Source organism: Klebsiella sp. MBT K-1 (assembly GCF_002556465.1).
In the GTDB taxonomy this organism is placed as follows: Bacteria; Pseudomonadota; Gammaproteobacteria; order Enterobacterales; family Enterobacteriaceae; genus Klebsiella; species Klebsiella grimontii.
In genome coordinates, this window is the sequence record NZ_PDEL01000001.1 from 42091 (window position 1) to 62625 (window position 20535).

18 protein-coding genes and 1 pseudogene are annotated in these 20535 nt (G+C 60.6%); 5 read left to right on the plus strand and 14 right to left on the minus strand.

What is annotated here, in order from left to right:
* Positions 1 to 61: 61 nt before the first annotated feature.
* Positions 62 to 955 (minus strand): LysR family transcriptional regulator, encoded by an 894-nt coding sequence (locus CMQ96_RS00175; RefSeq protein WP_004139949.1) that lies wholly within the window; start codon positions 953 to 955, stop codon positions 62 to 64.
* Positions 956 to 1062: 107 nt separating this feature from the next.
* On the opposite strand from CMQ96_RS00175, the gene CMQ96_RS00180 reads away from it, so the two are divergent.
* Positions 1063 to 1659, plus strand: coding sequence for a cysteine dioxygenase (locus CMQ96_RS00180; RefSeq protein ID WP_049088724.1), 597 nt, complete (start codon positions 1063 to 1065; stop codon positions 1657 to 1659).
* Between the two features lies 1 nt (position 1660).
* On the plus strand, positions 1661 to 3241 hold the full coding sequence (locus tag CMQ96_RS00185; RefSeq protein ID WP_098065629.1) for a rhodanese homology domain-containing protein: 1581 nt from the start codon (positions 1661 to 1663) through the stop codon (positions 3239 to 3241).
* A 259-nt stretch (positions 3242 to 3500) separates the two neighbouring features.
* Here CMQ96_RS00185 and CMQ96_RS28790 read toward each other — a convergent pair.
* The 9 genes and pseudogenes from CMQ96_RS28790 to CMQ96_RS00230 all read right to left on the minus strand — a co-directional run.
* Positions 3501 to 3753, minus strand: a pseudogene (locus CMQ96_RS28790) (hypothetical protein); the annotation flags it as partial.
* Positions 3754 to 3759: 6 nt separating this feature from the next.
* On the minus strand, positions 3760 to 4494 hold the full coding sequence (locus CMQ96_RS00195; protein ID WP_098065631.1) for a polyphenol oxidase family protein: 735 nt from the start codon (positions 4492 to 4494) through the stop codon (positions 3760 to 3762).
* 177 nt (positions 4495 to 4671) lie between these two features.
* Entirely contained in the window at positions 4672 to 5868 is a 1197-nt protein-coding gene (gene mhpT / locus CMQ96_RS00200; protein WP_098065633.1) for a 3-(3-hydroxy-phenyl)propionate transporter MhpT, read from the minus strand.
* Between the two features lie 74 nt (positions 5869 to 5942).
* Positions 5943 to 6959, minus strand: coding sequence for a 4-hydroxy-2-oxovalerate aldolase (gene mhpE / locus CMQ96_RS00205; protein WP_024357910.1), 1017 nt, complete (start codon positions 6957 to 6959; stop codon positions 5943 to 5945).
* Positions 6956 to 7906, minus strand: a complete 951-nt coding sequence (gene mhpF, locus CMQ96_RS00210) for an acetaldehyde dehydrogenase (protein WP_098065635.1) — start codon at positions 7904 to 7906, stop codon at positions 6956 to 6958. The genes mhpE and mhpF overlap by 4 nt, the downstream gene beginning before the upstream one ends.
* Entirely contained in the window at positions 7899 to 8705 is an 807-nt protein-coding gene (gene mhpD, locus CMQ96_RS00215; RefSeq protein ID WP_098065637.1) for a 2-keto-4-pentenoate hydratase, read from the minus strand. Before mhpD ends, mhpF begins: the two co-directional genes overlap by 8 nt.
* 9 nt (positions 8706 to 8714) lie before the next feature.
* Complete coding sequence (mhpC, locus tag CMQ96_RS00220; RefSeq protein ID WP_024357907.1) at positions 8715 to 9581, minus strand: 2-hydroxy-6-oxonona-2,4-dienedioate hydrolase; 867 nt, start codon at positions 9579 to 9581, stop codon at positions 8715 to 8717.
* Between the two features lie 17 nt (positions 9582 to 9598).
* Positions 9599 to 10543, minus strand: a complete 945-nt coding sequence (gene mhpB, locus CMQ96_RS00225) for a 2,3-dihydroxyphenylpropionate/2,3-dihydroxicinnamic acid 1,2-dioxygenase (RefSeq protein WP_004132396.1) — start codon at positions 10541 to 10543, stop codon at positions 9599 to 9601.
* A gap of 1 nt (position 10544) precedes the next feature.
* Positions 10545 to 12212 (minus strand): bifunctional 3-(3-hydroxy-phenyl)propionate/3-hydroxycinnamic acid hydroxylase, encoded by a 1668-nt coding sequence (locus CMQ96_RS00230; RefSeq protein WP_098065802.1) that lies wholly within the window; start codon positions 12210 to 12212, stop codon positions 10545 to 10547.
* Between the two features lie 190 nt (positions 12213 to 12402).
* Between CMQ96_RS00230 and CMQ96_RS00235 the strand changes: the two genes are divergently transcribed.
* Positions 12403 to 13209: a DNA-binding transcriptional regulator gene (locus CMQ96_RS00235; RefSeq protein WP_098065638.1), complete on the plus strand. Its 807-nt coding sequence runs from the start codon at positions 12403 to 12405 to the stop codon at positions 13207 to 13209.
* 63 nt (positions 13210 to 13272) lie between these two features.
* Here the strand turns inward: CMQ96_RS00235 and CMQ96_RS00240 are convergent, their stop codons facing one another.
* The 3 genes from CMQ96_RS00240 to CMQ96_RS00250 all read right to left on the minus strand — a co-directional run bounded on the left by CMQ96_RS00240 (position 13273) and on the right by CMQ96_RS00250 (position 17385).
* Positions 13273 to 14109: a shikimate dehydrogenase gene (locus CMQ96_RS00240; protein WP_024357904.1), complete on the minus strand. Its 837-nt coding sequence runs from the start codon at positions 14107 to 14109 to the stop codon at positions 13273 to 13275.
* 23 nt (positions 14110 to 14132) lie between these two features.
* The gene (locus tag CMQ96_RS00245; RefSeq protein WP_024357903.1) at positions 14133 to 15452 is read right to left on the minus strand and encodes an MFS transporter; all 1320 of its coding nucleotides are present in this window, start codon (positions 15450 to 15452) and stop codon (positions 14133 to 14135) included.
* A gap of 79 nt (positions 15453 to 15531) precedes the next feature.
* Positions 15532 to 17385, minus strand: a complete 1854-nt coding sequence (locus CMQ96_RS00250; protein ID WP_098065640.1) for a bifunctional sugar phosphate isomerase/epimerase/4-hydroxyphenylpyruvate dioxygenase family protein — start codon at positions 17383 to 17385, stop codon at positions 15532 to 15534.
* Positions 17386 to 17511: 126 nt separating this feature from the next.
* On the opposite strand from CMQ96_RS00250, the gene CMQ96_RS00255 reads away from it, so the two are divergent.
* Positions 17512 to 18150: a TetR/AcrR family transcriptional regulator gene (locus CMQ96_RS00255; protein ID WP_004132404.1), complete on the plus strand. Its 639-nt coding sequence runs from the start codon at positions 17512 to 17514 to the stop codon at positions 18148 to 18150.
* Between the two features lie 26 nt (positions 18151 to 18176).
* On the opposite strand, the gene fumD is transcribed toward CMQ96_RS00255, so the two are convergent.
* The gene (gene fumD, locus CMQ96_RS00260) at positions 18177 to 18389 is read right to left on the minus strand and encodes a fumarate hydratase FumD (protein WP_004132406.1); all 213 of its coding nucleotides are present in this window, start codon (positions 18387 to 18389) and stop codon (positions 18177 to 18179) included.
* A gap of 509 nt (positions 18390 to 18898) precedes the next feature.
* Between fumD and pykF the strand changes: the two genes are divergently transcribed.
* Entirely contained in the window at positions 18899 to 20311 is a 1413-nt protein-coding gene (gene pykF, locus CMQ96_RS00265) for a pyruvate kinase PykF (protein ID WP_004119183.1), read from the plus strand.
* Positions 20312 to 20535: the final 224 nt, after the last annotated feature.

The window sequence follows — 20535 nt, forward strand, 5'->3', positions numbered from 1 at the left end:
AATGCATTTTTGTCATATCTTAATATGCGAGATAAGCATTAATAAAAATTGTATTTAGGTTTCAGTCAGATACGTTTAGCTGCTGAACGACTTTGCCGGCGAAAAAAGTCAGCGGCTGGCTCAGATTAGCCAGATTCTGCGCGTGAACCAACCACAGATGCACCGCGGGCTGGAAGTCAGCGAGGGTCAGCACGGCGACGTCATCGCGCCACGGGCTGGCGGCCAGCGCGGCGCGCGGCACCAGGCCAAGCCCCAGCCCCTGCGCCACGAGGCTGATTTGCAGCTGGGCGCCCGCGGTCTCGACATTCAGCGCTAAGCGCAGCCCCTGGGACTGCAGCTCGCGGATCAGCCCCGCCCGCAGGCCGCAGCCGTCGGGATTGAGCACCCAGCCTTTTTCCGCGCAGTCGCGCAGCGCCCCGGCGTGCAGGCGCCAGCTTTTTGCCGCTATCACCACGATATCCAGCGGGCACAGCAGCCGTCCGCCGTAGCCTTCGGCAAAGCGTTGCTGCTCAGGCCCCATCGCCAGCACCCCGTCCAGCTCGACGCTCTCGAGGCGCTTTTGCAGCAGACCGCTCCAGCCGCAGGTTACCTGAGGCTGGAGGGCGGGAAACTGCTGGCGCAGCGCGGTCAGCGCCGGCTGCAGGGCTATTTCCGCCACGCTCTGCGGCACGCCGAGACGCAGAATACCGTGCGGCTCCGCTTCGGGGTCGAGCAGGCCGTACAGCTTTTTGGTCTCCCGCTTGATGCTCAAACACTGCTCGTAAACCCGGTGCCCGGCGGCGGTCAGGGTGAGCGGCCGGGTCTGACGCTCCAGCAGCGTCACGTCGAGGGTGTGTTCCAGACGCTGCAGACGACGGGTAATCGCCGATTGGGTAATACCAAGATATTCCGCGGCCTGGTTAAGCGAGGAAAACTGCACGGTGGCCAGCAGTGCGTCGATGTCGTCAATGCGCATAGCGTCCTTAATGTGATTTTTGCATATTAATATATGCGGAAATTGCATTTTAATTATATTAACGCCTTTGCTAGCGTAAAGACCAGTCCCGACAACAGGAAGCGACCATGACCGCACCGCGAGTGGAAAAATTACGCCAGTTTATTCAAGACCTTGATGCCCTGCATCGCGAGTTTGCCGACGAGACGGCCCTGCTCGACGCCGTAGCTCTGCGCCTGGCCGCGCTGGTGAAAAAAGATGACTGGCTGCCGGAAGAGTACACCCTGCCGCATCCCCATCACTATCAGCAGTACCTGCTGCATGTTGACTCCGGACAGCGTTTCTCCATCGTCAGCTTCGTCTGGGGACCGGGGCAATCGACGCCGATTCACGACCATCGGGTGTGGGGCGCCATCGGCATGCTGCGCGGCGCGGAGGAGAATCAGCGCTACCGCCTGGACGAGCGCGGCCTGCCGGTGGTTAGCGGCGTTGCCGAACGCCTCTCCCCCGGCGAAGTGGAAAAAGTCTCTTCCCGCGACGGCGATATTCACCGGGTGAGCAACGCCCTGGCGGACCGGGTCTCGATCAGTATCCACGTTTACGGCGGCAATATCGGAGGCGTCAGGCGCGCGGTATATACCCCGGAAGGCCTCGTCAAACCTTTTGTCTCCGGTTACTCCAACCGCCACTTACCCAATATCTGGGATCTCTCAAAGGATAATTAATATGCCCACCTGTTCTTATCGTCCGGCCGCGCAGCTGCGCCAGGCGCTGCTTGACGGCGCGGAGCTGGCGCTGATCGATGTTCGCGAAGAGGCCGACTATGCCCGCAGCCATCCGCTGTTTGCCGCCAATCTGCCGCTCAGCAAGCTGGAGCTGGACATTTTTCGGCGCGTACCGCGCCTGACGACGCCGATTACCGTCTATGACGGCGGCGAAGGCCTGGCGGAGCGGGCCGTTGAACGCCTGCAGAGCTGGGGCTACGAAGATGTCGCCCTGCTGGAAGGCGGCCTGTCGGGCTGGCAGCGCAGCGGCGGGGAACTGTTTCAGGACGTCAATTCGCCGAGCAAAGCGTTCGGCGAGCTGGTGGAGAGCGAGCGGCATACCCCTTCGCTGAGCGCCGGGGAAGTGAAAGCGCTGCTCGATAGCTCACAGGAGGTGGTGGTGGTCGATGCGCGCCGTTTCGATGAGTATCAAACCATGAATATTCCCGGCAGCATCAGCGTGCCCGGCGGGGAGTTGGCGCTGCGCATTGAGGGGCTGGTTCCATCATCGCAGGCGACGGTGATCGTCAACTGCGCCGGGCGCACGCGCAGCATTATCGGCACGCAGTCGCTGCGCAATGCCGGTTTGCCCAATCCGGTCTATGCGCTACGCAATGGCACCATCGGCTGGACCTTAGCCGGGTTTGACCTTGAGCGCGGCCAGCAGCGGCGCTACGACGCCGATTTTCGCGCCCCAGCCGAACGCGCGGCGACGGTGAGACAGGTAGCGGAGCGCGCCGGAGTCGCCTTTATCGGTAGCCCCACCCTCCAGCGCTGGCTGCGGCAGCCCGCACGCACCACCTATCTGTTCGACGTCCGGAGTCCGGAAGAGTACGCCGCGGGCCATCTGCCACAGAGCGTCAGCGCGCCCGGCGGGCAGCTGGTGCAGGAGACCGACCATTTCGCCAGCGTGCGCGGGGCGCGTATTGTGCTGGTTGCCGATGACGAGATTCGCGCGCCGATAACGGCGTCCTGGCTGGCGCAGATGGGCTGGGAGGTGGCGGTCTTGCGCGATGCGCGCGCGGAAGATTTTAGCAAGCGCGGAACCCCAGCGGGCCGCGTACCGCCGGGTTCGCAGGTGGAGGAGATCTCTGCGCCGCAGCTGGCGCAACAGCTGCGAGAACCGGGGACCGTAGTGCTGGATTTCACCACCAGCGCCAACTATGTCGCCCGGCACATTCCCGGCGCTTACTGGCTGATACGTTCGCAGCTGCGCCACGCGCTGGAGGTTATCCCTTCCGCCGAACGTTACGTTGTCACCTGCGGCAGCAGCCTGCTGGCCCGCTACGCGGCGCCTGAGGTGGCGGCGTTAACCGGTAAACCGGTGCGGCTGCTGAGCGGCGGCACCCTGGCGTGGATTGACGCCGGGCTGGCGCTGGAGCACGGCGAGACGCATCTGGCGACGCCGCGCAGCGATCGCTATCAACGCCCGTATGAAGGCACCGATAACTCCCCCGCGGCAATGCAGGCCTACCTCGACTGGGAGTTCGGCCTGGTTGAACAGCTCAAGCGCGATGGCACGCACGGGTTTACGGTGTTGTAAATTCCCCCGCTCGCGCTGCGCTTAGCGGGGCTACGGGTCCACCGACATCTGCGATCCGGTCGCCTGGGCAGGTACGCAACATCGCCACCGGGAAATACCCTCACTCCCGGGGGCGGCGCAAAGCGCCTACCCGGGCTACAAGCCCACCGCCATCTACGATCCGCTAGCCCGGGCAAGTTGCGGCGTTATCGCTGACCGCCAGGTTTCCGGGGCGGTATCAATAATGCCCCAGCGCTCTTGACGCTTATCGCCGTCCATTACCTTTGCCGTTGGCGCAAAAACCGTATTCCGTTAGCGGGAGACCGAACCGCGATGGTCGCCCGCACGTAGTTTGAGACCCGCCGGGAACGCTTGCAGCGGATGCTGTTCCACTTTGCTTGTCTAATAGTAGGTTTCGCCTGTCCAGCCGGCAGCTTCAGCGACGGCGCCCAGTAGGCGGAGCTATCGGCTTTGTTATCGCTGGTGGTTTCCGGGAGGTCTGATAGCCAACGACCGCCGATGTTACACATCATCAAACATCATTTCGTCTCATCAGGCTCGCGCATGATCCATGAATACTGAAATGACTTCGGCGCCGGAAAATGCGTACGCCGGCGAAACGACCCCAGCAGTTGGGGCGTACAGTAGGTACAGCTCCCCAGCCACTCCATATTTTCATCCGGCACGCCCGCCCCGCTCAGCAGGAGACGCGCAAAGGCCCGCAGATCGAACCAAAAATTGTCGTCACCGCTCGCTTTCGCCTGTTGTCCCACGGACGCCGCCTGCTGGGGCAGGAAAAGCTGTTGCCGATGGCGTTTCGCCAGTTCGCCGGCGGGCATCGCCAGCAGCGCCGGGTAGAAGTCGCCGGTGACTTCATAGCAGCAGGCATGAATATGCGGCCCGCTCACCACCACCATATCTTGCGGATCGACGTGATAACGCTGAAACAGCGCAAGGCTATTTTCGATAATCCCGCTGGCCGCGCCGCGCCAGCCAGCGTGGACGCTGCAGACATAGCGCCCGTCGCGCGACGCCATCAGCAGCGGCAGGCAGTCGGCGGTCACCACGCCCACCTTCTGCCCGCTGACGGCGGTAAACATCGCATCGGCGTGGGGTCGCTCCACCTGCGGCGCGCGATACTCATGCACGATATTGCCGTGAACCAGTTTAACCGGCGCCATTTCGCTATAGGGAAAGGCGGCGGTTTCATGCACGTCGAGGAAGGCGTAGCGGATGCCGGGGATATCGCTTAATAAACGGGAGGTAAAAGACATGATGCCCGGAAGAATCAGTGGATGATGATTTAACGTATGCCAAAGTGGAGAGATGCGCAAGGCGGCTCCCCGGCTCGCGCTACGCTTAGCCGGGCTACAAGCAACAAGCTTCTGCGGGCCGGTAGCCCGGGCAAGGCGCGGGTTTACCGCGCCGCCCCCGGGAATAAACGAAAATGCTCAGGCCAGCGCGGCGCGCTTTTGGCGGTTCATCAGCCAGAACACCGCCACGCCTGCCAGCAAAATGCCGGGCGCGGAAGCTGCCATCACGCCAACCGTGCCGGTGCCCAACGCCAGCATTTTGCCCGCCAGCAGCGGGCCGCTCATCGCGCCGAGACGACCGATCGCCACCGCCGTCCCCACGCCGGTGGCGCGAATTTCGGTGCGATAGAACAGCGGAGCCAGCGCGTAAAGCACGCTCTGCCCGCCGGTGGCAAACAGCCCGGCGACGAAGCCGGAAAAGAGCATCGCGGCGAGCGAGGTCGCGGTGCCTAGCGCCAGCAGCGACGCCAGCATACCGCTGTAGATCAGCAGCGACATCCATAGCGGGCTGAGCTTATCCATCAGCGCCCCCAGCAGCAGCGTGCCGCAGGCGGCACCAAACTGCAGGACAAACATCACCCCCGCCGCCTCGCTGGCGCTGAATCCCTGGCCGACTAACAGCATCGGCAGCCAGTTAATCAGCATATAGACCACCAGCAGCGTGAAGAAGTAGCACAGCCACAGCAGCAGCGTGGCGGTAGCGTTTCCCGGCGCGAGAAGCGCGCGTAGCGGCACGCCCTGCGCGCTGCGCTGAAAAACCGGCGATTCAGGCAGCCAGCGCAGCAGCAACGGCACCAGCAGCAGCGGAACGATACCGCCGACCCAGAAAACCGTTTGCCAGGCGGCGGCGAGGCCGAAAAAGCCCAGCGCCGCCGCCAGCGCCGCGCCAATGGGCACGCCGCAGTACATCAGGCTGACCGCCCTGCCGCGAAAGCGTGGACCAGCGGCCTCGGAGGTGAGCGCAATCAGATTCGGCAGCGCCGCGCCCAGCCCGACGCCGGTCAGCAGTCGCGCCAGCAGCAGCGTCGGATAGTTCCACGCCAGCGCGGTGGCGATCGAGAACAGGCCGAAGAGCAGCACCGAGCCCAGCAGAATACGCTTGCGGCCGTAGCGATCCGCCAGCATGCCGCCCGCCAGCGCGCCGGGCAGCAGGCCGAGGATCCCGGCGCTGAAAATCCAGCCCATCTGCATTTTATCCAGCGCGAACGCCTGCGCCATGCCCACGGCGGCAATCCCCGCCGCCTGCAGATCCAGCCCTTCCATCAGGGCCACCATAAAACAGAGCCCGACGGTTACTATCAGGCGCGAATTGCTTGCAGTCGTTGTTTGGGTCATAGGGTACCTTTGCGATATCCGGACAAGCGGAGCAGGTGCATGGCGGCTGATACGTTGCCAGCCGCGCGTTGCTTTTATTTTTTACGCTTAAGCAGATCCAGCGCGACGTCGACGATCATATCTTCCTGACCGCCCACCATCCGCCGCTTGCCGAGTTCGACGAGAATATCCACCGCGCTCAGGCCGTAGCGCCCGGCGGCCGCTTCGCTGTGGCGCAGAAAGCTGGAGTAAACCCCGGCGTAGCCCAGCGCCAGGGTTTCGCGGTCAACCCGCACCGGGCGATCCTGCAGCGGGCGCACCAGCTCATCGGCGGCGTTCATCAGCGCATACAGATCGGTACCGTGATTCCAGCCGAGCTTGTCGGCGGCGGCGATAAACACCTCCAGCGGCGCGTTGCCCGCCCCGGCCCCCATTCCCGCCAGGCTGGCGTCGATACGGTCGCAGCCCTCTTCCACCGCGGCGATCGAGTTGGCGACGCCGAGGCTCAGATTATGGTGCGCGTGCATCCCGGTGGCGGTTTCCGGCTTCAGCACCGCCTTGAGGGCGCGAAAGCGATCGCGGATATCGCGCATATTCATCGCCCCCCCGGAATCGACCACGTAGATACAGGTCGCGCCGTAGGACTCCATCTTCAGCGCCTGCTGCGCCAGCTGCTCCGGGGCGGTCATATGGCTCATCATCAGAAAGCCGACGGTGTCCATGCCCAGCTCGCGGGCGAAGGCGATATGCTGCGCCGAGACATCCGCCTCGGTGCAGTGGGTCGCCACCCGCACCACCCGCGCCCCGGCCTGATAGGCGTTTTTCAGATCGTGCAACGTGCCAATGCCGGGCAACAATAAGGTGGCGATTTTCGCCTGGCTGACCGACTCCGCCGCCGCTTCAATCCACTCCAGGTCGCTGTGCGCGCCGAAGCCGTAGTTAAAGCTGGAGCCCTGCAGCCCGTCGCCGTGGGCCACTTCTATCGAATCAACGCCCGCGCTGTCCAGCGCGCGGGCAATCTGGCGCACATTGTCGAGCGAGTACTGATGGCGAATCGCGTGCATTCCGTCGCGTAGGGTCACGTCCGAGATATAGAGTTTTTTACCGTTCATGCTGCTTCTCCCGCCGCGTCGTTCATCGCCTGGGCCATTTTCTCCGCCGTCGCCAGCGCCGCCGACGTCATAATATCGAGGTTGCCCGCGTAGGCTGGCAGATAGTGCGCCGCCCCTTCGACCTCAAGGTAAACCGCCGTTTTCAGGCCGGAGAAGCGGCCGACGCCCGGCAGGTTTACCGGTTTATCTTCCGGGATCACCTCAAACTGCACCTGCTGCTTCAGGCGATACCCCGGCACATAAGCCTGCACCGCCGCCGCCATCTCGGCGATCGAAGCGGCAATGTCCTGCTGTGATGCCGCTTCGCTCAGAACATAAACGGTATCGCGCATCATCAGCGGCGGTTCCGCCGGGTTCAGCACGATAATCGCTTTGCCTTTCGCCGCCCCGCCGACTTTCTCGATGGCCTGCGAGGTGGTCTCGGTGAACTCATCTATATTGGCGCGCGTCCCCGGCCCGGCGGATTTGCTGGCAATCGAGGCGATGATCTCCGCATAGTGCACTTTTGCCACCCGGGAGACCGCCGCCACCATCGGGATCGTCGCCTGGCCGCCGCAGGTGACCATATTGACGTTACCCTCCGCAAGGTTGGCCTCGAGGTTGACCACCGGCACACAGTACGGGCCGATGGCCGCCGGGGTCAGGTCGATCACCCGGATCCCCGGTTTAGCTTCGCGCAGCGCGGCGTCGTTTTTCACATGCGCCCCGGCGCTGGTGGCATCAAAAACAAAATCGATATCGGCGAATTCGGCCATCTGCATCAGGCCGCCCACCCCCTGGTGCGTGGTGGCGACGCCCATGCGCCGGGCGCGGGCCAGGCCGTCGGATTCCGGGGCGATGCCGACCATTACCGCCATCTCCAGATGCTGCCCGTGGCGCAGAATTTTGATCATTAAATCGGTGCCGATATTACCGGAGCCGATAATGGCGACTTTACGTTTACTCATCACTCTCTTCCTCTTTGGCGACAAAGGTCGCCGCCACTGAACCTAAACCGTCGATATGGGCGGCAAAGCGATCGCCGGCGTTAATCGCCACCATCGGGCCTAATGCCCCGGTGAGCACGATATCGCCCGCCCGCAGCGGCTCGCCGAGGCTGGCCATTTTGCGCGCCAGCCACACCGCCGCGTTCAGCGGATGACCGAGACATTCGCTGCCCCGCCCGCTGGAGACCTCTTCCTCGTTACGGGTCATGCGCATCGCGCAGTTTTTCAGGTCCAGCCCGTCCGGGCGCCGCGCCGGGCTGCCCAGCACGTAAACGCCGCAGGAGGCGTTATCGGCGACCGTATCGACGAAGCCAATCGACCAGTCGCGAATACGGCTGCCGACCACTTCCAGCGCCGGCAGTACCCAGTCGATGGCGGCGTACAGCTCATCAAAGGTGGTATCGGCATGCGGCAGATCGCGCTTCAGCAGCAGGGCGATTTCGGCCTCCACCTTCGGCTGCAGCACCCGGGAGAACGGGACCTCGGCGTTATCGCCGTAGCACATATCGGCAAACAGGGTGCCGAAGTCCGGCTGATCAACGCCCAGCTGTTGCTGCACTTTCGGGTGGGTCAGTCCCACCTTGCGCCCCACCACCCGGCGGCCGTTCGCCACGTGGTGCTGCATGTTCATCCGCTGGATAGCGTAGGCCGCTTCCGCATTGTCAACGCCGAGCGTATCGCGCAGCGGTTCAATGGCCTGGCCGCGCGTTTCGGCATCGCGCAGCCGCTGCGCCAGTTGTTCAAGAGATAAAGTTGTCATCAGGATTCCTCAGGGACGCGCCAGAAAATCAAGCACCAGCTGGTTAAAGCTCTCCGCGTGCTCCCACTGGGCCCAGTGGCCGCAGTCGCGATAGATATGCAGCTCGGAACCGTTAATGCCCGCCAGCAGGCGCAGCCCGGCGTCCATCGGTACAAAGCGATCGTTACGCCCCCAGACGATCAGGGTCTGCGCGCGGATTTCGCCGAGACGCGGGCTAAAATCCGGGAACTGCTTCGGGTTGGCTTCCAGGCTTTTGACGAAGTTATCCAGATGCTCCCGGCGCGACAGCATATTGTTGAGGCGCGCTGCAAACAGCGCGTCGGTCAAATCGCGGGTATCGAAGACAAAGATGTTCATCATCTTTTTCAGGTTTTCGATGGTCGGCTCACGGTACAGGCCGTTCAGCAGCTTGATGCCTTCCGTCGGCATCGGCGTAAACAGGCTCATGCCGCCGGTTCCGCCGCCCATCAGCACCAGTTTGCCGACGCGCTCCGGCCAGGTCAGGGTGAAAGCCACCGCGCTGTGGCCGCCCATCGAGTTGCCCAGCAGATGTACTTTGCTGATATCCAGCTGGTCGACGACGCTTTTCAGCACCCGGGCATTCAGGTCGGAACGCGAGCCGCTATTGACGATTGAATCGCTTTTTCCCCAGCCGGGGCAGTCCAGCAAAATGACCCGGTAGCCCGCCTCCACCAGCGGGTCGATATTGCGGCTAAAGTTGGCCCACCCGGTGGCGCCAGGACCTGAACCGTGCAGCAGGACCACGGTTTCATCCCCCTGCCCGCAGTCGTTAAAATGGATGCGTAATGTCTCTCCGTTCTCCTCAACGTTGAGGAAACGGCTGGTGGCGGCTTCGGTTTGCGGTTGGTAGCTCATCATCTTCTCCCGTTAATTCAGTTCTGCGCGGCGGCGCTCAGCGAGCCAAACCCGGCAATCCACTCGGGGATTGGTCGGTAATAGCGGCCTTCGCAGCGCCAGCGGCCAAATGCGGATAGCGCGGCAAATGCGGCCACCCAGGTTTTAATTTCGTGCGTTGATTTCCCGGCCATCGCCGACAGCTCTTCGTTACTGATGGCGTCCAGCTCCGTCAGCCGCCCCTGCTCCAGCAGGCTCATAAAGCGGTTATCCCAGACCGGGTTGAGCGGATAGAGCGAGTGCTGGTCCTCGATAAACCGTTTCGCCGCGCTAATCACCCGCTGCTGGCGCAGTTCACGCTCGTCCGGCGGCAGCTGCCTGCCGCTGCCCAGCAGCCGGTCGCGCATAGGGGCATCGGCCTTCGCCAGCTCCGGTACCGGCGGCTGATGCGACAGGCCGCCGGAGCCGAGAATTAATACCCGCTTATTGAGGGTGGTCAGAAAGCGGCCGATGGCTTCGCCCAGCATGCGGGTACGCTGAAAGCCCGGCAGCGGCGAGGCGACGCCGTTGATAAACACCGGCAGAACCGGCAGCCTGTCGAGCCCGCCGAGCAGGAACTCCAGCGGCTGCGCAAATCCGTGGTCCACCTGCATGCAGTAGGAAACCGCCAGATCGATACCGTCCTTGATCACCGCGTGGGCGCAGGCCTCCGCCAGCGCCGTCGGCACCGGCAAAACGCCGCTGGCGCTGCTGAAGTCGCCGATAGAGGTCGCCCCGATGCCTAAACAAAACGGCGGCATAACATCGTAGAAAAAGCCGTTGTAGTGATCGGGGGCAAACAGCACCACCAGCTCCGGGTCGAAGGCGGCAATGCGCGCCCGCGCGTCGGCGATGGTGCCGTTCACTTCGTCCAGCACCGCCTGTTCCGGGTCAACGTAGCCCACCAGCGGGGTATGCGAGAGGCAATGAAGATACGCGTTCATATCAGGCCACCTGTTCAATCGTCGTTGCCGCCTGCGCGGAGGCCGCCAGCCGCATCTTGCTTGCCAGCGCGTCGAGCTTTTTGCTCAGGGTTTGCGGGATGGCCACGGTGGCGACAAAGCGGTCCGGACGCACCACGGCGATGGCGGTATCGTGCTGCGCGAACCAGCTTTTCAGGCGGTTTTGCGTATCGCCAAGGCGGATGACGCCGGGTACGTTGTCCTGATCGCAATGAATCTGCACCTCCGGCACCACCTGGATAAACCGCACGCCGACGGCGCGCCAGCGAGCTATCTGCTCGTCGTTAAGCCCCCATAGCGGGTTGCAGCCCCAGGCGATGATGGCAAAGTTCGCGCCAATCACCTCATCCAGCAGCGTCACCTGACCGTCCTCCAGCGTGACCTTCGGCTGGATAAACATTTTGCCTACCGGGGACGTTTTGCCTTCGCCTTCCACCAGCAGCGCGCCTTCGCGATACTGCGGCATCGGCTTGAAGCGCATTTCAAGGAAGTAGCGTTTGACCGGCGGCAGATAGTTGAGCAGCCACGAAATGCCGTCGCGCACCGCGCCGTGCCAGCGTTTCGGCGGCGCCAGCACGTTGCCGGCGGTCACCGACAGGTCGATCATCGCTTTGGCGTGATCGCGCCGCTCCTGCTGGTAGCTGTCGAGCAGCGCTTCGCCAGCTTTGCCGTTCACCACCAGCGCCAGCTTCCACGCCAGGTTAAAGGCGTCGCGCATGCCGCTGTTATAGCCCTGCCCCTGCCAGACCGGCATGATGTGCGCGGCGTCGCCCGCCAGCAGCACGCGATCGACGCGAAAGCGTTCGGCGATACGCGCGTTATGGGTGTAGACGCGCTGGCGGATCGGTTCGACGTTGTCCGGGTCCGGCAGCACCTTGCTCAGCAGCTGGCGCATCTTGTGCGGCTCGCTGAGCTGGGCCTCGGTTTCGCCGGGCATCACCATAAATTCAAAGCGCCGTACCCCGTGCGGCAGCGCGGCTGACACGTACGGGCGCACCGGATCGCAGCACAGATAGACGTGCGGCGTCGCCAGCGGGTCGTTGGCGATATCGATAACAATCCACTGATTCGGCGCGGTTTTCCCTTCGAAGGGGATATTGAGCGTGCGGCGAATCAGGCTCGCTCCACCGTCGCAGGCCACCAGCCAGTCGGCGCGTACGGTTTCATGTTCGCCAGCGCTGCCTTTGAGATTTAACGTGACGTTGTCACCATTCTGGCTAAAAGCCTCCACTTCACGGGAAAACAGGCAACGCACGTTGGGGAAGCGGCTCAGGCCTTCGTACAGCACCCCATCAACCTGCGGCTGAATAAACGCGTTACGCCGCGACCAGCCAAACTCGTCGGTCATCGGCTGGATATCGGCAAAGCAGCGCCCTTTCGGCGTCATGAAGCGCATCGCGTGCCACGGCGTGGTGTGCGGCAGCACCTTGTCCACCAGCCCCACCGCCTGCATTGCCCGCAGCGACTCATCGTCAATACCGATGGCGCGGGGATAGTCGATCAGCGACTCGAGCTTCTCAATCAGCAGGACGCTCACGCCCATTTGCCCGAGGTAGTTGGCGATCGCCAGGCCCACCGGACCGGCGCCGACAATCGCAACCTGGGCGGTGTGCTGTACGGCCGGTTGAATATCAGGATTAGATGTTGTCATTTTCAAAACCTCACGCTTCGGACGCATTACCAACATTGCAGAAAAATCAACGCGGTAATTTGTTAACTAAATGTGAATTTATTTTTATAGTGAGGTCAGTATAGGGGCGGTGATTTGCGCTACAATCAAAACATCACCTAACGTGCACCAAGTGCACATCATTGTTTAATTTGATGTTTATTGAGGCAGCATGGACCAAGACGCGTCGGCGGATTACAAAACGGTACGCGGTTTAAGCCGCGGCTTATTGTTATTAAATTTGTTAAATAAATTCGACGGAGGCGCGACGGTTGGCACCCTGGCCGAGTTTAGCGGCCTGCACCGCACCACCGTCAGGCGGCTACTGGAAACGCTACAGGATGAGGGATATGTGCGCCGCAGCCGCTCCGATGACAGCTTCCGATTGACGATTAAAGTGCGTCAGTTAAGTGAGGGATTTCGTGACGAACATTGGATTTCTGCCCTCGCCACGCCGCTGCTTGGCGAGCTGTTGCGGGAGGTTTTATGGCCTACCGATATCACGACTCTCGACGTCGATGCGATGGTCGTGCGCGAAACCACCCATCGCTTCAGCCGCCTCTCCTTCCACCGGGCGATGGTCGGCCGCCGCCTGCCGCTGCTGCTGACCGCCTCCGGATTAACCTGGCTGGCCTTCGCCCCGGAGCATGAACGAAGCCCGATCGTTGAGATGCTGGCCGCCCGGCCGGAAGCGGAGTATCAGCTGGCGCGCGAGCCGGAGAAGCTGGCCGCCATCCTCGAACGCACCCGGCAAAACGGCTACGGTGAAAACTTTCGCGGCTGGCAGCAGGAGGAGAAAATCGCCTCCATTGCCGTCCCCATTCGCCGCCAGCTGCGGGTTATCGGCTGCCTGAACCTGGTGTATATGGCCCAGGCCATGACTATCGACCTGGCGGCGCAAAAGTACCTCGCCTCGTTGCAAAAGGTCGCCGGTCAGATTGAGGCACGGATGTCCGATGAAGAGGTTTTTTACGGATAGGCTGGTTCTGAAAGGAACCCAGGCCTGGCAGATATCTCCGGCAGGCCTGGCGCAGTTCCGGCTTCAGTAGCGAATTTCCGCCAGCTCGCGCAGCTGTTCCGGCGTCGCCACCGGCAGATTGAAGAAACGAAGGTAAGCGGGGATCATCTCAAACAGCATGTCGGTGCCGCGCTGTATGGGGCAGCCCGCCGCCCGCGCCGCCTGCAATAACGGGGTGAATTCCTGGGCCATGACCACTTCGCCGACAAAGGTGCCCGGCGTCAGGCGCTGCGGATCTAACGGCAGCGGATCGCCCTCTTTCATCCCCAGCGGCGTGGCGTTGACCACCAGATCGTGCCCCTGCGGATCGCGCCGCATCAGCGTAATATCCAGCCGAGGATAGTGCTGAAGCAGACGCCCGGCCAGCGCTTCAGCCGTCTGCGAACGGACGTCGTACAACGTCAGCGCGCTGACGCCCGCCGCCGCCAGCGAAGCGGCAATAGCCGAGCCGACGCCGCCGCTGCCCACCACCAGCGCCCGCGCCCCTCGCGTCTGGAAACCTTTACGTTTAATACCGAGGACAAAGCCTTCGCCGTCAAACATATCGCCGCTCAGCGTACCGTCGGCTTCGGCACGAATCGCGTTGCACGCCCCCGCTATCGCCGCCGTCGGGCTCAGACGCTGCACCAGCCCGCAGGTGGCGATTTTGTGCGGCATGGTGACCAGCGCGCCAATAATATTGGTCATCTTAAACAGCATCGGCACAAAGGCGGCATAATCCTCAGGCTTCACGCCCATCGGCACCACTTTGGCGTCAACCTGCTGATGAACCAGCCACGGATTGTAAATCATCGGCGCTTTAAACTTCGCGGTCGGGTAGCCAAGATGCGCTATCAGCCGCGTATTTCCACTAATCACCATTTGCTGCTCCTTTTGCTACTGCGCTACTGCGAAAGTTCGATACGTTTAACATCGCCGAGAATAAACAGATAGGCCGCTACGCCCAGCAGCGCGGCGCCGCCGATATAAATCAGCGCGTAAAAGAAGTTGCCGGAGGCCGCAACGATAAAACCGATAATCAGCGGCGTCAGGATCCCGGCAAGGTTAGCGCAGAAGTTAAACAGGCCGCCGGTCAGTCCGCCAAGGCCCTTCGGCGCGATATCGGAGATTAACGTCCAGCCCAGTCCAACCATCCCCTGACCAAAGAAGGCGAACGACATCACCAGGATCACCGCCAGATCGCTGGTCAGCCAGTTGGCGGCGATAATGGTGCTCGCCATCAGCAGACCGGCGATAATCGGCAGCTTACGCCCGAGGTTTGCCGAGCCGGTGGCCTTCAGCAGCTTATCCGAGACCCAGCCGCCGAACATGACGCCGCCCGCCGCCGCGAGAAACGGCATGATGGCGAAGAAGCCGACTTTGATCCACGGCATATGGCGCTCGGTGGCCAGATAGGTCGGGAACCAGGTGAGGAAGAAGACCAGCACCGTATTACCGGCGAACTGCCCGATGCTGGCGCCGAGAATCTGCCGTTTAGCCAGCAGCTGGCGAACCAGCGGCCAGCTAAAGGCGGTATGCTGCTCCGCGCCGGTGGACATTCCGCCACCGTTGATAATGTGCTCGCGCTCCAGCTGATTGAGATGCTTATCCTCATGCGGCTCGCGGTAGCAGCGCCACCACACCAGCGCAAACAACACCCCGGCGGCGCCGACGCTAATAAACAGCGCTCGCCAGCCGAAGCTGCCCATTATCCAGAACAGCAGCGGCGCAAAGCAGGCCAGCCCGAGATATTCGCCGACGGTATAGACCGCCGTCGCCTTGGCGCGCTCCTGCTGCGGAAACCAGGCGCTCACTACCCGGCTGTTTACCGGGAAACAGGGTGCTTCGCTGACGCCGAGGCCAAAGCGGCACAGCAGCAGACTTTTCAGGCCAACCGCCATGCCGTGGAACAGGGTGAATAACGACCACAGGGTCAGCGCCAGAAAATAGGTGACTTTATTACCAAAGCGGTCAAGGAAGATGCCGCCGGGGATCTGCGCCAGCGCGTAGGTCCAGGCGAAGGCGGAGAATACGATGCCCATCATCGCGGCATCAATCCCCAGCTCTGCGGTCAGCTGCGGCGCGGCGATACCCAGCACCGTGCGGTCGAGATAGTTGATCATGGTGCCGACCGCCAGCAGCGCAAGGATACCGATACGCCGCCGGGAAGGCCGCGCGCCGGACGCGGAGGCCGCCGTCGTCTGATTATGGCTATAAGAGTTCATAGTCGTTTCCTGTCATAGGGTACAGCCGGATGTTGTTATTGTGTTTGCGACGTTGGGTTGTGAACCATCTGCTACATTACTAGGTGTACTGCATTGCTGACAAGCGTACAGCTGCATTTACAGCACCATAAAGTGCGTAACCGTTGCGCCGCTCGGTCAATTCAAAGAAAAAGCGTCCGGCAGAAAATGGGCGGGTATAAAGATGCAGGAACTCCCCGCCGTCTCCATCGCGGTCATAAAGAATCTGATGATTCTTCAAAAGGTTAACCTGAGCGTCTTCGCCAAACCGGGCCAGCAGATCGTCATAATAGTTCGCCGGGATGGGCAGCGCCTCGACCGCAATCTGCGGCAGGCTGGCGAGCGTGGCGGGTAAATCGCGGCAGGCAAACGCCGCGTGCTGTAAACCGGCGCCCTGATAACAGGCGACCGAACGGGCAATTTGCGTGGCGCGGCTTTGCGAAATATTGAGCGCGAGGCGAATGTCGCCCTGCGGACTGCGTACCGCCAGGCTGCGCACCAGCCCGTACGGATCGGGTAGCGTTTGTTCATGCTCGAGGATAAAGCCGAAAACGCTGCGGAAAAAAATGATCCAGTTATCGCGGCTGTCCGCTTCCATGCCGAGAGCCAGATGATCGATACCCTGATAATCGTCGCGCGGCGTGAGGTTCGCGCGCAGATGAAAATCGCGGGTATAGATGTCATCCCCCACCTCAATCAGATAAATAAGGCTGCCGTCCGGCGCGCAAACCGCCGGGATCGGGCTTTCATTCGGCCCGGCATCGCCCTGCCAGGTGGCGTAGCCGTATGCGCGGGCGCGTTCCACGATCGCCGCGCTCTGGCTGACGCGCAGCGCCATGGCGCAGAGGGAAACCCCATGACGCTGGTGAAAATGGTCGGCCCAGCTGTGCGGCTGGGCGTTGACTACCACCCGCGCCCCGCCGTTGCGCCAGAGGGAGACCCGTTTTGAGCGATGGCTCCCCTCCTCTGCAAAGCCGAGCTGCGCCAGTCTTTGTCCGAGCTCGCCCGCCTGCGCCGGCGCGGCGGCAAACTCGATAAACTCCAGCCCGGCGTAGAGGGGCAGTTCAACGGGAGCAAAAAGCGGCGCCCGGCTTTCCGGTAGCCGCTGACGGACCTGCTCTTCCAGCCACAGCAGCGAGCGATAGCCATCTTTCGCCGTCGCGCCGTTGGGCGACGCCCGGAAGCTGTCGTTGAAAATTTCCAGCGACCAGGGACCGCGATAGCCGCAGCGGGTAAGATCGCAGGCAAAATCCACCAGCGGCAGCTGCCCCTGAGCGGGAAAGCAGCGGAAGTGCCGGCTCCACTCCAGAATATCCATTTTCATCAGCGGCGCATCGGCCATCTGCACAAAGGTGATTTTCTCCGGCGGTACTTCCCCTAGCCGCTGCAGCGTGTCGCCGCGCGCCAGCACGTGGAAGCTATCGAGCACAATGCCCAGCGCCGGACTGTTGACGCTTTTGACCCGTGACCAGGCCTGATGCCAACGGTTGACGTGGGTGCCCCAGGCCAGCGCCTCGTAGCCGATGCGGATTTGTTCCTGCTCCGCCAGTTCAGCCAGGGCGCGCAAATCCGCGATCTGCAGCTCGACGTCGGCGGAACAGTCCGGCTGAACGTTGCTGCACAGCAGCATGGTGTCGCAGCCCAACTCATGCATAAGCGCAAATTTGCGCCTGGCGCGTTCCATATTGGCGGCGAACTGGCTGCGGCTGGCGCCTTCAAAATCACGAAACGGTTGAAAAAGCGTGATTTTTAGCCCTAAATCTGCCGCCAGGTGGCGGATATCAGCCGGGGTACCGGTATAATAGAGCAGATCGTTTTCGAAGATTTCGACGCCCTGATAGCCTGCCGCCGCGATGGCATGGAGCTTTTCGGGTAAGGTACCGGAGATCGAGACGGTGGCGATGGAGCGCAACATAGTGTCCTCGGGTCATTGGCTGAGGTAATGACCTGAATATGTATCATTTGGTTCAATCGCGCCATGGTTGGTTGCTAAATTGTGATCAATATGTGTATTTTTTGCATCTCAAGAAAAGGAGCCGTTATGTCCGTCGTTGCTCATGATGAAGCGCAGTCTCTGAAAGAGCGGATCTTCGCCGCCGCCATTACCGTTTTCGCCGAGCATGGACTGTCGGGGGCGCGGATGGAGCAAATCGCCACCGAAGCGCAGACCACCAAACGCATGGTGGTCTATTACTTCAAGACCAAAGAGCAGCTTTATCAGGCCGTGCTGCAGCACGTCTACGCAAGGATCCGCGAAACCGAGCAGCAGCTTGGGCTGGAAAACGTGCCGCCGGTCGAGGCGCTGGTGCAGCTGGTGAAGTGGAGCGTGCGCTATCACGCCACCCACGCCGACTATATGCGGGTCATCTGTATGGAAAACATGCAGCGCGGGAAGTGGCTGAAAAGCTCGGGCCAGCTGAAACCGCTAAACCGCACCGCCCTGTCGATTCTGGAAGATATTCTTCAGCGCGGTCAGCGGCAAGGCGTGTTTCAGGCGGGGCTGGAAGCGCGCGATGTGCATCGATTGATCAGCAGCTTTAGCTTCTATCAGGTGTCGAACTTTTATACCTTTAGCAGCCTGTACCTGGACGATCCGATGCCGGCGATCGATGATGAGGCCATGGTCGCCCACCACTGCGATATAGCGGTAAAAGCGGTGATCCGCTTCGTGATTTCCTGAAGCGCGCGGGTAGTGCCCTGAGGCGGCTAGCTTCCGGAAAGCGCGTGGACCACCTTCTCCATCGCTTCCTGCGTCAGGGCGGAACGTTTGACCTTTGGGTTCGCGAGGGCGGTACGCACCACGCCGGCGATAACGATATGCTTCGGCTCCTGGCCCAGGTCGCGCATCTCCAGCACGACTTTACCGACCACCCGGCACATTTCCTGATACAACGCCTCATCTTTGGCTGTGTTTCCCATCGTATTCTGCTCTCAAATTTTCATTATCAATCAAATCATTATTGATATATTTCCCGCTTAAAGCAAACCAGCGCGCCGTTTTCGCCTCAGAGACCGCTTTTCCCGGCCAAACTTGTGAATAAACCCGCGTTTCCACCCTCTTTATCTTGTCAGGTGATGAAAAAATGTGTTGCGCATAAGCATAGGATTAGTTTGCATTTTGTTAAGTATGTAACTATAGAAATGAAACATGGTTTTCATTTTCTTTTTTGGATTGGGCAACGTATAATGCCCAACAAATTCTTATTGAATGGTTTCAGCGCATTGGATTGCATGACTAAACGCATAACACGTTGCCTCTTTTCATGGGCTGAACCGCCAGCACACATTCTTCTGCACGCTCTTTTGTTGTCACCTATCCTTAGAGCGTGGCATAGCAACTTTCGTAATACAGGTTTAACTCTGCGGCAGTGCGCCCACGGAGTCAGATTCCCCATCCCTATCCTTCACAACTTAAAGATTAAACTGTCATGAAAAAGACCAAAATTGTTTGCACCATCGGTCCGAAAACCGAATCCGAAGAGATGTTGACCAAAATGCTGGACGCGGGCATGAACGTTATGCGTCTGAACTTCTCTCACGGTGACTATGCGGAACACGGTCAGCGCATCCAGAATCTGCGCAATGTGATGAGTAAAACCGGTAAGAAAGCGGCAATCCTGCTGGACACCAAAGGTCCGGAAATCCGTACCATTAAGCTGGAAGGCGGCAACGACGTCTCCCTGAAAGCGGGCCAGACCTTCACCTTCACCACCGATAAATCCGTTGTCGGTAATAACGAAATCGTTGCGGTGACCTATGAAGGCTTCACCAGCGACCTGAGCGTTGGCAACACGGTACTGGTTGACGATGGTCTGATCGGTATGGAAGTGACCGCTATCGAAGGCAACAAAGTTGTTTGTAAAGTGCTGAACAACGGCGACCTCGGCGAGAACAAAGGCGTTAACCTGCCGGGCGTATCTATCGCGCTGCCGGCGCTGGCTGAAAAAGACAAACAGGACCTGATCTTCGGTTGCGAACAGGGCGTTGACTTTGTTGCGGCATCCTTTATCCGTAAGCGTTCTGACGTTGTTGAAATCCGTGAGCACCTGAAAGCCCACGGCGGCGAGAAGATCCAGATCATCTCCAAAATCGAAAACCAGGAAGGCCTGAACAACTTCGACGAAATCCTCGAAGCCTCTGACGGCATCATGGTAGCCCGTGGCGACCTGGGCGTTGAAATCCCGGTTGAAGAAGTTATTTTCGCGCAGAAGATGATGATCGAGAAATGTATCCGCGCGCGTAAAGTCGTAATCACCGCGACCCAGATGCTGGATTCCATGATCAAAAACCCGCGTCCGACCCGTGCGGAAGCAGGCGACGTGGCCAACGCCATCCTCGACGGCACCGACGCAGTTATGCTGTCCGGCGAATCCGCGAAAGGTAAATACCCGCTGGAAGCGGTCACCATCATGGCGACCATCTGCGAACGTACCGACCGCGTCATGACCAGCCGTCTTGAGTACAACAACGACAACCGTAAGCTGCGCATCACCGAAGCGGTGTGCCGCGGTGCGGTAGAAACGGCTGAAAAACTGGAAGCGCCGCTGATCGTTGTGGCAACCCAGGGCGGTAAATCCGCGCGCGCCGTACGTAAATACTTCCCGGATGCCACTATCCTGGCACTGACCACCAACGAAACCACCGCGCGTCAGCTAGTGCTGAGCAAAGGCGTTGTGGCGCAGCTGGTTGAAGATATCTCCTCTACCGATGCGTTCTACATCCAGGGTAAAGAACTGGCGCTGCAGAGCGGCCTGGCGCGTAAAGGCGACGTGGTTGTTATGGTTTCCGGCGCGTTAGTCCCGAGCGGAACCACCAATACCGCTTCCGTGCACGTGCTGTAATAATTTACAGGTTAATTAGTATTTCCTTTAAAAGCGCCTCTCGGGGCGCTTTTTTTTATTCCGGCACTAGCCGCTATTAATAAAAATGCAAATCGGAATTTACTATTTAACGCGAGATTATCTAAGATGAATCCGATGGAAGCGCGCTGTTTTCACTCGCCTTTTTAAAGTTACGTGATGATTTCGATGCTTCTTTGAGCGAACGATCAAAAATAAGCGTATTC